Source organism: Streptomyces sp. 7N604 (assembly GCF_052245475.1).
Lineage (GTDB): Bacteria > Actinomycetota > Actinomycetes > Streptomycetales > Streptomycetaceae > Streptomyces.
Window position 1 is genome coordinate 42,021 of the sequence record NZ_JBQQBX010000010.1, and the last position, 13,574, is coordinate 55,594.

At 67.4% G+C, this 13,574-nt stretch carries 16 protein-coding genes and 1 pseudogene; 3 read left to right on the forward strand and 14 right to left on the reverse strand.

Annotated features, from left to right (window positions below; genetic code table 11):
* Positions 1–264: 264 nt before the first annotated feature.
* Entirely contained in the window at positions 265–912 is a 648-nt protein-coding gene (locus tag ACTWP8_RS12800; RefSeq protein ID WP_443322262.1) for a class I SAM-dependent methyltransferase, read from the forward strand.
* Positions 913–968: 56 nt separating this feature from the next.
* Here ACTWP8_RS12800 and ACTWP8_RS12805 read toward each other — a convergent pair whose 3' ends face one another.
* From ACTWP8_RS12805 to ACTWP8_RS12825, 5 genes and pseudogenes are all read right to left on the reverse strand, one after another.
* The gene (locus ACTWP8_RS12805) at positions 969–1,295 is read right to left on the reverse strand and encodes a hypothetical protein (RefSeq protein WP_443322403.1); all 327 of its coding nucleotides are present in this window, start codon (positions 1,293–1,295) and stop codon (positions 969–971) included.
* Between the two features lie 9 nt (positions 1,296–1,304).
* A pseudogene (locus tag ACTWP8_RS12810) lies at positions 1,305–1,409 on the reverse strand (hypothetical protein); the annotation flags it as partial.
* Between the two features lie 723 nt (positions 1,410–2,132).
* Positions 2,133–2,954 (reverse strand): iron uptake transporter permease EfeU, encoded by an 822-nt coding sequence (efeU, locus tag ACTWP8_RS12815; RefSeq protein ID WP_443322263.1) that lies wholly within the window; start codon positions 2,952–2,954, stop codon positions 2,133–2,135.
* Between the two features lie 31 nt (positions 2,955–2,985).
* Positions 2,986–3,594 carry a hypothetical protein gene (locus ACTWP8_RS12820; protein WP_443322264.1) on the reverse strand — a complete coding sequence of 203 codons (609 nt, stop codon included), beginning with the start codon at positions 3,592–3,594 and terminating at the stop codon, positions 2,986–2,988.
* 3 nt (positions 3,595–3,597) lie between these two features.
* Positions 3,598–4,194, reverse strand: a complete 597-nt coding sequence (locus ACTWP8_RS12825; RefSeq protein ID WP_443322265.1) for an iron transporter — start codon at positions 4,192–4,194, stop codon at positions 3,598–3,600.
* A gap of 272 nt (positions 4,195–4,466) precedes the next feature.
* On the opposite strand from ACTWP8_RS12825, the gene ACTWP8_RS12830 reads away from it, so the two are divergent.
* A complete protein-coding gene (locus ACTWP8_RS12830) occupies positions 4,467–4,865 on the forward strand; it encodes a cupredoxin domain-containing protein (protein WP_443322266.1) in 399 nt (132 codons plus the stop codon).
* 239 nt (positions 4,866–5,104) lie between these two features.
* On the opposite strand, the gene ACTWP8_RS12835 is transcribed toward ACTWP8_RS12830, so the two are convergent.
* The 6 genes from ACTWP8_RS12835 to ACTWP8_RS12860 form a co-directional block, all read right to left on the reverse strand.
* Positions 5,105–5,458 (reverse strand): hypothetical protein, encoded by a 354-nt coding sequence (locus ACTWP8_RS12835; RefSeq protein WP_443322267.1) that lies wholly within the window; start codon positions 5,456–5,458, stop codon positions 5,105–5,107.
* A 277-nt stretch (positions 5,459–5,735) separates the two neighbouring features.
* Positions 5,736–6,788 carry a GlxA family transcriptional regulator gene (locus tag ACTWP8_RS12840; RefSeq protein ID WP_443322268.1) on the reverse strand — a complete coding sequence of 351 codons (1,053 nt, stop codon included), beginning with the start codon at positions 6,786–6,788 and terminating at the stop codon, positions 5,736–5,738.
* 574 nt (positions 6,789–7,362) lie between these two features.
* Positions 7,363–7,989, reverse strand: a complete 627-nt coding sequence (locus ACTWP8_RS12845; protein WP_443322269.1) for a DUF305 domain-containing protein — start codon at positions 7,987–7,989, stop codon at positions 7,363–7,365.
* Positions 7,990–8,099: 110 nt separating this feature from the next.
* Positions 8,100–8,513 (reverse strand): DUF6153 family protein, encoded by a 414-nt coding sequence (locus ACTWP8_RS12850; RefSeq protein WP_443322270.1) that lies wholly within the window; start codon positions 8,511–8,513, stop codon positions 8,100–8,102.
* Positions 8,514–8,677: 164 nt separating this feature from the next.
* Positions 8,678–9,220, reverse strand: a complete 543-nt coding sequence (locus ACTWP8_RS12855; RefSeq protein ID WP_443322271.1) for a hypothetical protein — start codon at positions 9,218–9,220, stop codon at positions 8,678–8,680.
* A gap of 684 nt (positions 9,221–9,904) precedes the next feature.
* The gene (locus ACTWP8_RS12860; protein ID WP_443322395.1) at positions 9,905–10,216 is read right to left on the reverse strand and encodes a hypothetical protein; all 312 of its coding nucleotides are present in this window, start codon (positions 10,214–10,216) and stop codon (positions 9,905–9,907) included.
* 590 nt (positions 10,217–10,806) lie between these two features.
* Between ACTWP8_RS12860 and ACTWP8_RS12865 the strand changes: the two genes are divergently transcribed.
* Positions 10,807–11,061 carry a hypothetical protein gene (locus tag ACTWP8_RS12865; protein WP_443322272.1) on the forward strand — a complete coding sequence of 85 codons (255 nt, stop codon included), beginning with the start codon at positions 10,807–10,809 and terminating at the stop codon, positions 11,059–11,061.
* A gap of 64 nt (positions 11,062–11,125) precedes the next feature.
* Here the strand turns inward: ACTWP8_RS12865 and ACTWP8_RS12870 are convergent, their stop codons facing one another.
* From ACTWP8_RS12870 to ACTWP8_RS12880, 3 genes are read right to left on the reverse strand one after another with little or no spacing between them, the layout of a single operon-like run.
* Positions 11,126–11,344, reverse strand: a complete 219-nt coding sequence (locus ACTWP8_RS12870) for a hypothetical protein (protein WP_443322273.1) — start codon at positions 11,342–11,344, stop codon at positions 11,126–11,128.
* Positions 11,341–11,613, reverse strand: coding sequence for a hypothetical protein (locus tag ACTWP8_RS12875; RefSeq protein ID WP_443322274.1), 273 nt, complete (start codon positions 11,611–11,613; stop codon positions 11,341–11,343). Before ACTWP8_RS12875 ends, ACTWP8_RS12870 begins: the two co-directional genes overlap by 4 nt.
* A gap of 33 nt (positions 11,614–11,646) precedes the next feature.
* Entirely contained in the window at positions 11,647–13,071 is a 1,425-nt protein-coding gene (locus ACTWP8_RS12880) for a protein kinase domain-containing protein (RefSeq protein WP_443322275.1), read from the reverse strand.
* Between the last annotated feature and the right edge of the window lie 503 nt (positions 13,072–13,574).

Genomic DNA, 13,574 nt, shown 5'->3' on the forward strand with positions numbered 1-13,574 from the left:
GGCAGGGCCGCGTCCACATGACGTGGCCGGTGGGCCGGATGGTTCACGGGGTCCAACGGCTGCCCGCAGCGGGCACCTGCACATCGACCCGGTCTGTGTCCCACGTCCTGGGGGGAGCAGCAACGTAAGGTCAGCGACCGTGGCTACCACCGATCAGCGCGGATGCATGGCTTCTCTGAACTAGCGATAGCCCGGGCGAACGGGCGGGAGGGAAGATCGTGATTCTCTCGGCTCGCCTCGGGGCCAGGAACTACTGTCGCGAGCATGGTCGAACACGATGCCCTCAGTGCCACCCGCGAGGCTTACGACGCTGCTGCCCCCACCTATGCGCAGCTGTTCCGCGACACGCTGCGTGACAGTCCCCTGGACCGCGGGATCTTGGGTGCCTTCGCCGAGGTCGTAAGTGCGAGTGGGGACGGTCAGGTCGCGGACCTGGGGTGCGGGCCTGGCCATATCACCGCTTATCTGGACGAGCTGGGGCTGGCGGCGTTTGGTGTTGATGCCTCTCCTGCGATGATCAAGTTGGCTCGACAGGCCTATCCGGGCCTGCGGTTCGACGTGGGCTCGATGGCCGCATTGAACATCGCTGACGGCGTGCTGGGCGGCGTACTCTCACGTTGGTCCATGATCCACACTCCGCCGCAGGAACTCCCCGTCATCCTGGCGGAGTTCCATCGCGTGCTGGCACCTGGCGGCCACCTTCTGGTCGGTTTTTCGGCAAGCGATGATCCGTCTCACCCGACGCAGGTCTTCGATCACACAGTCGCGCCGGCCTATCGGTGGTGGCCTGATCACCTGGCCACGATGCTGCGCAAGTCCGGGTTGACCGAGGTAGCCCGGATGGTTCGCGAGCCTCAGCCCACCGACCGGCGGCAGTTCCAGGAGATTCAACTGCTCGCCCGTAAAGCCTAGGCAGGGGCTGTCTGACCGAACACATGAGGGCGTCCAACCTGCCGGACGGGGATCCGTCAGGCTCCAGGCGTCGATTCATGATCAGGGCTCACCGCCGTTCGAGCTCCGATTTGGTCGCACGAGGGAACTCCGAGGAACACCTTCGATGACCTGCGCTCCTGGCGGGCATCGAGCTGGGCGATCTTCTCTTCTGCCCCAGAGAGGCTGACCCGTAGCCCTTCGACCTCGCCGAGCCAGCCTTCGCATTCGGCCTCGGCGATACGGGCGATCAGGTTGTCGGATGTCGGCAAGTCGTGTCCGTTGGGCCGGAGTGCTCGGCGACGGGCGATGAACGCTCGGTGGGCTTCGATGGCCTCGGCCGGATAGATGACGTTGTCACCCATTGTTGTGTTGATGTTGGTATGCCCCGCGATGACTTGAGCGATGTGCGGGGGCAATCCGCTTCGGATGGCATCAGTGATGAAGACTCGACGGAAGTCGTGGGGTGCGAAGTTCAATGGCTTGCCCGATGAACTTCGATTCGAACACCGGTGTGCTGCATAAATTCGATCATTGCCCAGGCCCAGAAGGCCCGAATCTCTGCGAGAGCGAGGTCGCCCCGGCGTCCCGATGCCTGATTCACTGCCCAGGTAGATCCGTCAGCTGTTGCCCGGCTGTAGGTTTCCCCGAGGACCGTGAACTGTCCCCCTGATGGAGTACCCCGGAGCGCTTCCAACCGCGCCTTGGCCGAGGCGAGATGTGAGGCTGCGGCGCGAGCGACGGCCGGAAGGGCAGGAAGCCGTTCCCGTGTCCGCTGGTCCATGCGGGCCTTGCGCCGCTTGTTGTGTTTCACCACAGCGACGTCGGTTTTATTGATCGGGCTTGGTACTGCCCCATCGGCCCCAGCGGGTCGGCTCGTCGACGGCCCACTGGGCGATGTCGGGGTAGAACGCTCGGACGGCAAGCTTGAGGCTGGCGATGTTCGCCCGGGCTGTCACAGTTGCCTTCACAGTGCCATCCGGTTGACGACGCCGTTCGATGTGAGTTTGGCAGCGCTGTTTCCAGGCGGCGCTCAAAGGGATCCCCAGATGAACGTGCGCTGCTTGTTCCCGCGATCATCGCGGCGCTCGTCGCGGCAGGACTGGTCGCCCGTGCCAGCGACCCTGACTCGACGGAGGCTACGGTGAACGGCGATCAGGCACATCATGCCCCGCCCGAGCGGCCATAAGAGACGGCGTCCCTTAAGCGGAGACGGGGACCTTGGCTGGCCGGAGCGGTCGCAGGAACAGGAAAAGTACGGGGGCCAGGTAGAGCGCCCAGACGGTGGCCTGGATCACGCTGGGGTTGGGCTGGAAGTTGAAGGTGCCTTTGAGCAGGGTGCCGTACCAGCTGTCGGGTGGGATGGTGGCGCTGATGTCGAAGAGGCGGTTGTCCAGGCCCGGCAGGATGTCGGCTTCCTGCAGGTCGTGGATGCCGTAGGCGAGTACGCCCGCGGCCACGACGACCAGCATGGCGCCGGTCCAGGTGAAGAATTTCGCGAGGTTGATCCGCAGGGCTCCGCGGTAGAACAGCCAGCCCAGCACGACTGCGGTGAGCAGTCCGAGTGCGGCTCCGACGACCGGCCGCGTCCCGTCGTTTGTCGCCTGCACTGCGGACCAGAGGAACAGTGCGGTCTCAATGCCTTCGCGGCCCACGGCGAGGAACGAGGTGGCCACCAGGGCGCCCGTGCCGATCGCCAGTGCCTCGTCCAGTCGGCCGTGGAGTTCGGCCTTCAGGTGCCGGGCGGTGCGTCGCATCCAGAACACCATCCACGTCACGAGGCCCACGGCGATGATGGACAGGCCGCCGCCGAGCGCCTCCTGGGCCTCGAACGTCAGTTGGGCGGAGCTGAATTGCAGGACGGCTCCCACGCCCAGGCTGAGGGCGACCGCGATGCCCACGCCGAGCCAGATGGGCGGCAGCTTGGTCCGGTTCTCAGTCTTGACGAGGTAGGCGACGAGGATGCAGACGACCAGGCTGGCTTCCAGCCCCTCGCGCAGGCCGATCAGGTAGTTGGCGAACACGCCGTTCTCCAATTGAAGTCGATGTGCCGGTTCAGGGTTGGCTGTTGAGGAAGCCGATCACGGTGGCGCCCCACCATCCGCCTTGGGAGATCGTGGCGGCGATTCCCGACTGGATCAGCAGGCGACGCGGCACGCGCTGGGTCTGCCATTGCCGTACGCGTTGTCCGAGCCAGTGGGCGTAGAGGCCGTTGAGCATCACAGCGAGTACGAGTCCGAGCTTGATCGCGGTCAGCGGCGAGGACAGGTTCGGCCGGAGGAACAGGCCGCTGAGCACCAGTCCGGCCAGCCCGAGCCATATCGGCATCTGCAGGGCGCAGGCGGTCTGCAGGACATCGGCCAGACGGCGGCGTCCGAGCAACCAGAGGATGGCGAACCAGTCGACGGCGAGCACGGAACCCAGCCCGACGATCAGCGCCGCGAGGTGCAGGAAGCGGGCTGCGGCCAGCAAGGGTGGGTCGGCGTGGACGTGCCCGGCCACCCAGCAGGCGGCGGCCAGGGCAGCAGCGCTCAGGGCGCCGAGGGTCACGAGCGCCCACGGCGGGGTTGGCGGACGGTCGTGGATCTCGGCGCCGTCTGCGAGCGCGGGCCGCCCGGGTTCCGGGCCCGGGGCGGCCGTTGCTATTCCGGAGCTCGAAGCCACCGCTCAGCTCTCCGGCTTCAGTTCCACGTCGCGGAGGGTGGCGGTGACTGCCTTGCTCAGGGCGGGCTTCTCACCGCTGGCACCGTGACGCAGGAAGGTCGGGGGCTTAAGCGTGGCGCGCAGCGTGTACGTGCCGGCCTTGGGGATGGAGAAGTTGTTGGCGTAGTGGAAGAACTCGGCGTAGTAGAAGTTCAGGTCCTGGGCCTGGACGACCTTGCCGTCCTTGTCGACTACTTCGAGGCGGATCGGCACATCCGGCACAATACGGCCGGTCTTGGCCTCCATCGGGATGATCTCGATGTGGTGCGTCTCGTCCTTGGCGGGCGTCCGGTTGACCTGCTTGCCGTGCTCGGGGTGGAACCAGGGCTCGGCCGCCTCGACGATGTAGCCGATGCGGTATTCCCCGACGCGGGTCTCGCCGCCCCTGGCCGCGATCTCCGCCTCGAGCACGGTGTGCTGGTGTGCTACTCCGGCCGGTGCCGTCTCCTTCGCCTGGTTCTTGGCGGGTGCCTTGTCGGGCTTGCCGGAACCGCCGCAGGCGCTGAGGGCGAGGGCGAGCGGGACGACGATGCAGAGCGCGCTGAGTGACGTTCTGGGCATGGCTGAAAATCCTTCAATCACGGTAAGGTTAGGCGAACCTAAGGCCGTGTCGTGTGCGAGTCAAGTCCTCCCACAATGTGGACATTGGTTCGCATATTGATCGCCGCCAGGTGAACTTTTCGCCATCCAGGGAGAGTTGAGGCGCCATGCACCGTCCGCCAAGGTTCAGGGGGCGACCGAGGGATGATCGATATCTGGACAGCGAAGCTGTCCTCTCGCCGACACTCCGCGGGCGCCTCTGCCCCTCGCCATCCCGCCAAGGAGACTCCGCTGTGACCTCTCGCTTGATCCGGCCTGTCGCCATCGCCCTGCTGACTGCTGGACAGCTCACCCTTGTGACCGCCTGTGCCGAAAAGGGCAGCAGCGACGCGAAGTCGGGTGCTATCGCGGTCAAGGCCACTGACGACGCCTGCAAGCTCTCCCGGACGTCCGCGCCTGCCGGATCCATCGCCTTCGAGGTGGCCAACGAGGGAAGCAAGATCACCGAGTTCTACCTCTACGGACCAGATGACAAGGTGATCAGCGAGGTCGAGGGCATCGGGCCCGGCACCTCCCGCACGATGACCGTAAAGGTCACCGAGGCCGGCAAGTACACCACCGCCTGCAAGCCGGGCATGGTCGGCAGCGGCATCCGCGGTGAATTCACCGTCACGACGAAGCACCATGGGTGACCGACTTCGCCGCACGACGAGCAACAAGACGTCCTGCTGCTGGCGCTTAGAGCTCCTGACGCACTGCGACCGGCCGTGTCCTCGGCCGGATGGCTCGGCCGCTTGATTGTGCGGAAAGGCGGCCGGCCACGGCGCCATTGCATCGTCTACGCTTCGCCGGGTCACGCACCCCTGGGGCTTCGCCATCTACCTCGCCAAGCGACGGCTACCAGGACGGTTCTACCTGACTGGCAGAGCGATCAGTCGTAAGGAGGCCGGAGCGAGGGGGCCTCATCGTGGTCAGTCGTGGGCTGCGTGTGGGAACTCGCAGGCTCTGTTCGCCGAGGCAAGCGGCCCTTCGCCGCCCGTTTGTGCAGTCGGTGATCCTCTTTGTCCGCCCAGTGGCGCACGCGGTCGGGGTCGAGAGCAGTGCCGTGGCCCACGTGCAGTCTGGTCGGCTTGAGCGCGAGCATCTCGCGCAGGCTGGCCAGATTGCGCAGCGGGTCGTCGTGGAAGGGCGGGTTGGCCGGCCTGCCGGTGATGAGGCCCATGAGCAGGGCGATCGCGTCCCGGACCAGCCCGGCCAGGTCGGGCCGGGCTCCGCGGGAGTGCAACTCCTGCTCGGCCAGCCGGGCTCCGTGCAGCTCGAAGGGGGTCTGGGGATCGTCATACGCCTCGGTAGAGCCAGGTCGTGCAGGGCGGAGGCGATGAACAGCGCCTCGGCGTCGAAGGCGCGTCGCTGTCCCTCAAGGAAGGCCGAACCGAAGCGGTAGGTGCGGTGGCAGTGGGCCACCAGCGTCGGGGGGCTCGCGGCGAGCAGCATCTGGTCGGCGGCGCGGGCGAGCGGCGAGTCAGGGAACGGGGACAGCGGCAGGGGACTCTCTCTGCGGGTCATGGTGCCGGGATCGGGTCGGGCAGGGGGAGAGGGCCGGGAGGGAACGCGCCACTGGTGTCGGCAGCGTGCGGGGACCGGAATCGGCGCCGGTATTCGGCCGGGGTGGTAACCAGTCGACGCCGGAAGGCCCGGTGCAGGGTCTCCACGGAGCCGAGGCCGCCGGCGGCTGCGACCTCGGGCAGGGGGCGACCGGTCTCTTCCAGGAGGCGGCGCGCGGCCTCCACCCGGACGGCTTCGATGCAGGAGGCGGGCGTGCTGCCGGTGCGCTGCCGGAACAGCCGGGCGAAGTGACGCACGCTCAGGTGCATCCGCTCGGCGAGTACCTCGACGGACAGGTCGTCGGCGAGATGGTCGGCGATCCACAGGCGTAGCTCATCGATCCGGTCACCCGAGGGTGCGTGGATCGAGAGCGACACGCTGAACTGGCTCTGCCCGCCGGGACGCTTCACATACATGACCATCATGCGGGCGGTGGCGAGCGCCAGGGCCTGGCCATGGTCCTCGGCGACCATGGCCAGGGCCATGTCCATCCCCGAGGTGACACCCGCACAGGTCCACACCTGCCCGGCCCGGATGAAGATCGGGTCCGGGTCGACGGCTATCTGCGGGTAGTCAGCGGCCAGCCGCTCGGCGGTGAGCCAGTGGGTGGTGGCAGACAGCCCGTCCAGGAGCCCCGCCGCGGCCAGCAGGTGCGCACCCGCGCAGACTGAGGCGGTCCGGCGGGCCCGGGGGGCCGCCGTACGCAGCCACTCGACGACGGTGGCGTCGATCACCGGTTCGACGCCCCCATCGACCAGGTTGATCCCACCCGACACGAGCAGGGTGTCCACCTGCCCGCCCACCTCCTCCAGGGCCACGTCAGCCACCAGCCGGACCCCACTGGAGGTCGGCAGCTCGCCAACCCGAGCCGCCGCGATGTCCACCCGGTAGCCGGGACGGTCTGCCCCGGCGATGCGCGAGGCGACGGCGAAGACCTCGGCCGGACCGGTGACATCCAGGAGTTCCACGCCGGGAAAGGCGACGATGAGGACTCTGCGTGATTCGGGCATGTCGCCCATGGTTCCGGCATATGACGGCGGCCACAATGACCATTTTCTGTGAGATCCGGCCACGGGAACTGCCGCATGCCACGGGCGTTGCCCTACATGGACCCCGATCGGTCAACGATGCGCCCACAGCGGGTGGTAACCCCCATCACCGGACACACGCCCTCAACCAATCAACGCGGTGCAGCACTAGTGGCTGTCGCCTCGCCCGTGGGCGGCGCGGTGCAGTGTGGTCCAGCTGCGGCCGCCGTCCTTCGATTCGTAGTCGTGTCTGGGGTGTCGGCGGCCAGCAGACGCGTCGTGCCGACCGCGGTGAGGACCGTGGGCTGAGCTCCGTCGGGCAGGTCGGCGCGCTCGCTCCAGGCGGTGCCCTCTCGGCTGGTCAGCACGCGCCCGTCGGGGGCGAGAGCCACGAGCAGGTCCGTCCTGGGCCGCTCGATCGCGACCAGCGTTGGAAGTCGGCCTCGTCGGAGGCGAAGACGAAGAAGGGGCCCGGAGAGCGTGGCGGCACGGAGCCGCACCTGAGTTCCGGTGCGGGGCGGCACTCTGTGGCGCCGCCCCGCAGGTCGGAGGACTGTCAGCCCTTGCCGAGCAGCTTGTTCATCTGCGTGATCTCGGCGGTCTGCGAGGTGACGATGTCCTTGGCCATGTCCTTGGCGGCCTTGTGGGCACCCTGGGACTGTTCCGTCTTGGCCATCTCCACCGCGCCTTCGTGGTGCTTGACCATCATCTCCAGGAACGCTGTGTCGAACGCCTTCCCGGAGGACTTCTCCAGCTTGGCCATGTCGTCGGCACTCATCATGCCGGGCATGCCGTGACCGCCGTGATCCATGCCCTCGTCCTCGGCGGGCACCTGCTCGCCCCAGGACTCAAGCCACCCGGACATCGTCTTGATCTCCGGGCCCTGCGCCTTCTTGATCTTGTCGGCCAGCTCCTTGACCTGCTGCGAGGAGGCCCGGTCGGCGGCCAGATCGGCCATCTCCACTGCCTGCCGGTGGTGAGGGATCATGCCCGTGGCGAAGGCGACGTCCGAGCTGTTGTGGTCGCCCTGCTGGGTGAGCGCCGACGCCGACGGCGAGCTGGTCCTGTGGCCGTCGTGCCCGCCGGAGCTGTCGCCTCCGCCACAGGCCGCCAGCACCACCGCGGCGGTGGCAACGACAGCAGGGGCGGTGGCCCGGCGGACCAGAGAACGATGTGCGGTCATGGGTGTGCAACTCCCTGTGCATTGATCATGAAAGATGGGCGTACCGACACGGCGGCCACTCTCATTTCCAGCGGATCGACCGGCGGAAGAGGGAGGCGCCGCGGGCGCCTCTAAATGCGCAGGAGTTGCAGTTCGGACAACGACGGCGGAGCACGGCCGGAGGCGGTCACGCTGCTCGGCCACCGGGACGGGGCCACCGCGGAGGATGCCTCGAAGCCCACGGGGGTCAGGTCAGGTACCGGGGGAGCGGTGCTGACACCACTCGCGGCGCAGGTGCCGTCGGCGTGCTCGACGTGACGGCCGTGATCGTCACCGGCGGCGTGCTGGCAGCCTTCCATCAACTGGTGGTGCGGGTGCGGGTCGGCCGCCACTGGGCTCGCCGCAGCGGGCACCGCCCGTTCGGGTACGGCTGCACCAGCCGGGCCCAGCCCGTGCATGGCCACCAGGCCGGCCAGCACCGCCAGCAGGAGCAGCACAAACGCCCGGCCCCCAAGGGGCCGGATCATCTGCGGCGTGCTCGTCATGGGCCACATGGTACGGGGCCGCACCTCGACAGCAGCACCCAACCAACCTGCCGGGGCGCCGGTGCACGGATCGCGCAGTGCACTCACGTGTCCGCACCTCACTGCTGGAGGCGGAGGGCGGCTTTCAAGATGACGTCGCCGAGGATGGTCACCGACGGGTCTGCTCAATGGTGGTGGCCGCCTTCGTGACCGGGCTCCTCGCTGGGCTGGGTGTCCTTCGTGGGCGCGGTGGGCTCGGAGGTCGGATCGGCGGTGCCGCTGCCGTGGCCGCCGTCATGTCCTTCGGCGCTGCCCTTCTCGGTCACGACATCGCCATGGCTGTGTCCCCCTGGCTGCTCCGCCATGGTGGGGGCGACGTGGCGCAGGCCCGCGAAGGTGAGCGCCGCGACGATGAGGACGGCCAGACCCATGAGACCGAAGATGCGCCGCCACGGCGTCTTGTCCTCTTTGAGGAAGTAGGCGACGAAGGACAGGAGGATGCCCAGCGGTATCAGCACGGCGCAGCGGTAGGGGAGGTCTGCGAAATGCTGCATGCCGCCGCTGAGCATGCCGAGGCCGAACGAGAGCATCGTCGAGGTGCCGAGCACCCGCAGCATGCGTGACAGGGCGGGCTTCTCCGGCGGGAGGATGATGTCGTTGAGGACGGTTGCGAGCAGGAAGACCAGCACGCCGGCCCCAGCGATCATCGAGTAGCGGGTCGGGTCCATGGGGTGATGGACGACCGCGCCGCTAATAAGTCCCGCGCCCACGTAGTAGCCGACGTAGCCGAGGTAGCGCCATGGCAGGGAGGCGCCTTGCCGTTCCCTGGAACGGCGGTGGCTGGGGGCCGGCTGCGCCGAGGTCTGGGGCGGGGTTGTGGCGAGAGTGGATGAGGAAGACAAGAGCCGGCCTTTCGCGGGTGGGGTTCCGTGGGGGCCTGGGGACACAGGTCAGGGGCCGAGGGGCGGATTCCCTGGGAGAGAGCGGCGCGGAGCCCTCGGGGCGGCCCGCGAGCGGAGTCGCGGCGAGCTATCAGCCCCGGGATGTCGAAGCTCGTCACCGCCACGCCGGGCAGGGCTTCTTTGCCGAAGCCGGGGCATGACGTGTCCAGCGTCCCAAGGCTTCGCGGCGGTAGAGCAGGCCGCTGCCGTAGCCGCTGCGTGAGGAGGGGGGAGTTCGCGCCTTTTGCGAGCGAGGACACCTACACGGCGAGCTGCGCCAGGAACCTCCGGGAACCGCCAGGGACACCGTTGCAACTGCTCCATTCAGGTGCCGTGCACGTTCGACCCTGGTGGTTCGTGACCGCATCCGTGGCGAAGCCCGCCGGACGGGCACCCGGTCCTCGTGTCCCACCGCCTCGCACTGCTTGGGCGTCGAGCCGCTGGCCGGCCTGGATTCGAGGTGAATCGCAGTCAGGCGCGGCGTACTCGTGCGGCTATGCCGTGGCCCACGAACAGGTAAATCACGGCCGGGAGGCCGTAATTGAGAAGAACGCGCAGCCATTCCGTATCCATGGTGAAGATGTCCTGGGACCACCATGCGAGCCAGTCCGCCATTCCTTCGACGAAACCGACAAAGACGTTGGCCTGGTTGGCTTCGAGCGCGTAAAGCAGGATCCACAGACCCAAGAACGCAGCTGCGATGTCCGCGATCGTATGAATGGCCAGCGCAGACCGTTGCGCGGCGCTGTCCCGGCCGCCGCGGTGTCGCTGGCTTGCGGACATGGGTTCGCCGGTGTTGCTCACGAAAAGCCCCAATCGAATAGGTGAGTAATCCCTGGCCTTCGGGCAAGGAAGCACGGCCGAGGTCGGCCTCCCCTGCAGGAGACACCCCGGCCGCGGTCTCGCGCGGGCCTCTCCGTGCCCGTCTCCATCTCTGCGCCGGACAGATCGCGTGTGTTACGCCGCCACCGCATGTGCGTCCGATATGGGCGTGCATGCGATTCTTTCTGCGCTCACGCGTGCGGGGGGTGTGACACCTGATCTGTCACTGGCGCAGAAGCAGGTGCGCGGACTGGTCATCGGCGCATGCGGATCCGGGGGTTCCCCCCGTGCCTGCGGATCCGGTTTGCGGCGCGGGGGCGTCCGAGTCTCCGGTCCCGCCCGCGCCGCCTCACGAGGACACCACTCCGTCGATTCAGACCCAGGGAACGCCGGGCGTTGTGGCGTGCCTTCCCGACCGACGCTGCAACGTCGGCCTTGCTCGATGACCGGTCGTGGGTAAACGGTGGCATCGCACCGAACTGTGCTTCGAGAATCCCCGCAGGTAGGGTCTTGGGTCGGTGAAGCCGACTCCTCGACGGAATGGTGCTGTCGTGTCCGACATTCAGCCGGGGCGCGCGGAGGCGGGGCGCCATACTGCCGCAGGCGGAGGGCCGCACCGGGACCGCCGTCGCACTCTATGGATATCGGTCGGGCTCGTGGTCGTCGTCATCGGCGCGGTGGCCGGCTTCGAGCCGGCGGATCTGCCGCCTTCCGACGGTGTGACGGTGCACATCGTCCCGGACCCTCCTCAGGATCTCGACGAGTACTGGACTCCGGAGCGCATACGCGACGCGAAGCCGTTGTAGCGGTCCGGGGCGCCGACCGGGGTATCGGTCGGCGCCCAGGAGCTCAGCTCGGTCAGCGCTTGGGTCAGAGGCTGTTCACGGCGTTGATGACCGCGAAGGCGTGGTTGGCGTGCTCGGACGAGAACAGGTCGTCGTTCTCGCGCGGATCGCCCTGGGTATGACGGTTGGCGCCGACGATCTGGTTGTTCTGCGGTAGCCGATCCTGCCGAGCGATAGCGCGACTGTCGGTATTCACGTTGGTGTCGCGCTGCCAGGGGCCGGCTGAAGCCTTGAGCAGTGTCACTCTGGGTGGTGTTCCGGCTGGTGTAGGCGGCGCCAGTCCGGTGGATCGATCCTCTGGCGCTGCATCAGCTCGACCGCCTGACGTACTTCTGCCAGTACGTCTCCGCGTTCACGTACCAGGCTCTCGTAGATCGGTAGATGGTCGGCGCCTGTGGCTGTCACGTGCTGGTCCTTCGCTGGCATGTCATAAACCTGGGGATTGCTTGGCTGTGCGCAGAGTTGGGCGGTGATCCTGCCTCGCTGATCGGCGAGTTCGCCGGGCATGGTCATCGTGTGGCCGCTTGCTTGCGGGCTTCGGTGGTGTCAATGGCGGGTGGGGAGACGGTCGGAGATTTGACTCAGGAGCCTTTCGATACGCGTGTCACCCGCCCATCGGCCCTGCATTCGGGCTTCGGTGAGCCGCTCGCTCAGCTCGCGCACCTTGTCGGCCGCATCTTTCACCTTGCCGTCGCTGAGCTTGCTCATGAGCTGGTCAGTGCGGCGCTGGACGTCGCGCGCCAGCCGGGGATCCATGGTGGACGCCTGAGAGTTGATCCTCCGGGTCAGGGCGGCCGCCAGCGCGGCGATGCTGGTACGAGGGGGTGTGGCAGGTGTCGGGGAGGCCGTTGGAGGGGTGCTGGCTGTTACCACGGAGGGCGTCGCGAACGGGGACGGAGAGCGAGGCGAGGGAGTCGTTGTTGGCTTCCGGGAGGTGGCAGTACCCGGTGCCGGGGACGCGTCTGGGCGCGCTTGGCCGGCGGGCTCGATGGAGGAATCGTCCCAAGCGAGAGCGAAGCTTCCGGCGAAGGCGGCGGTGGCCAGGACGCCGATGGCGGTCTGTAGCTTCCAGCGCCGTCGTGCTGGATGCGGATGGGGACTCATCCGGGTTGCCCGCGGTTGCGGCCGGGCGCTGGTGATGTCGTCACGGGGTGGCGCAGACAGCAGTGCGGCGGTGCGGGTGGCGTCAGAGGGCCGTTCTGCCGGCTCCTTGGCCAACAGGGCGTGTATGACCTTCTCCAAGGAGGGTGGGACGTCCGGGCGTATTCGGCGTAGAGGTTCTGGCTGCCGGTGGACGTGCTGGAACAGGAGCTCCACGGCGTTGTCGGCCCGGAACGGCGGCCGTCCGGTGAGGGCTTCGTACAATACGCAGCCGAGTGCATACAGGTCGCAGGCCGCTGTGCCCCGGCCTCCCATGGCCCGCTCCGGCGCGGTGTAGGAGGCGGTGCCGACGAAGTCTCCGGTGGTGGTCAGCGCGGTGGAGTTCTCGTCGGCCAGGACGGCGATGCCGAAGTCGGCGACCTTGACGGTCCCGTCATGGGCGATGAGCAGGTTGGCGGGTTTGATATCGCGATGGATCACATCGCTGTCATGGGCGGCGGCCAGCGCGTGAGCTGCTTGGGCACCGACCACGGCGACCCGCTCAGGCGACAGCCGCCCGTCCTCGCGCAGTATCTGTGCGAGGCTGCGGCCTTCCACCAGCTCCATGACCAAGAACAGGCGACCATCGGTGGCCGCGCCGACGTCGAAGACCGCGACGATGCCCGGATGGGAGAGCCGCGCTGCCGCACGAGCCTCGCAGGCGAGACGCTCGCCTGTCGTGGTGCCCGTGGGCCGGGACGGCTGGGACACCACTTTGACGGCCACATCACGCCCAAGGGCCTCGTCACACGCCCGCCACACCTGCCCCATGCCTCCGCCGCCCAGCGGCGTCATGAGCCGGTAACGGTCAGCCAGCAGTTCGCCGCGCACCTTTATCCACTCCTTTCGCAGTCCTCGGACAGGTGAACACCAGTGCCGTAGCAGGTCGCGAAACGTGCCAGGACGTCCAGAGAGCAGGGCACCTGGCCAACCCAGAAAAAATCAGTCTTGACGAGCCAAAGGGGAGTGGTCGCAGCAGGCTAGCACTCGAGATTCTCACCGGCACAAGGGCGCCTTGGGTGCGGCTGCTTCATCTTGATGAACGGCAATCAAATGAGGATAAGGGCAGCTCTGGGTAATCTTTCGGAGATCCCTCGATGCCACCCGTTGCAGCACCGGTGCCGGTCATCGTGGCCAGATCGATTCTGGTCAATAACAGGGATTCATCGTTCCTTGACGAAGTTGATTCACATAGAAGGTCGGCGGCTGAGTGAGCATGTGAAAGAGCGAGACCCGATGAAAAGTCAGGAGAGGTCGGAATTCGTACGTCGTGCTGACTGCCGAGCATGGCCCCGCCCGACGTAGACGTTGGGGGGCGGGGGACGGGTTCGCAC

Bases quoted from the DNA above. Each gene is read 5' to 3' on its own strand.
- ACTWP8_RS12805 (WP_443322403.1), bottom strand. From the start codon at position 1,295: ATGGGTGACAACGTCATCTATCCGGCCGAGGCCATCGAAGCCCACCGA.
- ACTWP8_RS12845 (WP_443322269.1), bottom strand. From the start codon at position 7,989: ATGACCGCACATCGTTCTCTGGTCCGCCGGGCCACCGCCCCTGCTGTC.
- ACTWP8_RS12825 (WP_443322265.1), bottom strand. From the start codon at position 4,194: ATGCCCAGAACGTCACTCAGCGCGCTCTGCATCGTCGTCCCGCTCGCC.
- ACTWP8_RS12860 (WP_443322395.1), bottom strand. From the start codon at position 10,216: ATGTCCGCAAGCCAGCGACACCGCGGCGGCCGGGACAGCGCCGCGCAA.
- ACTWP8_RS12855 (WP_443322271.1), bottom strand. From the start codon at position 9,220: ATGGACCCGACCCGCTACTCGATGATCGCTGGGGCCGGCGTGCTGGTC.
- ACTWP8_RS12875 (WP_443322274.1), bottom strand. From the start codon at position 11,613: ATGACCATGCCCGGCGAACTCGCCGATCAGCGAGGCAGGATCACCGCC.
- ACTWP8_RS12840 (WP_443322268.1), bottom strand. From the start codon at position 6,788: ATGCCCGAATCACGCAGAGTCCTCATCGTCGCCTTTCCCGGCGTGGAA.
- ACTWP8_RS12800 (WP_443322262.1), top strand. From the start codon at position 265: ATGGTCGAACACGATGCCCTCAGTGCCACCCGCGAGGCTTACGACGCT.
- ACTWP8_RS12850 (WP_443322270.1), bottom strand. From the start codon at position 8,513: ATGACGAGCACGCCGCAGATGATCCGGCCCCTTGGGGGCCGGGCGTTT.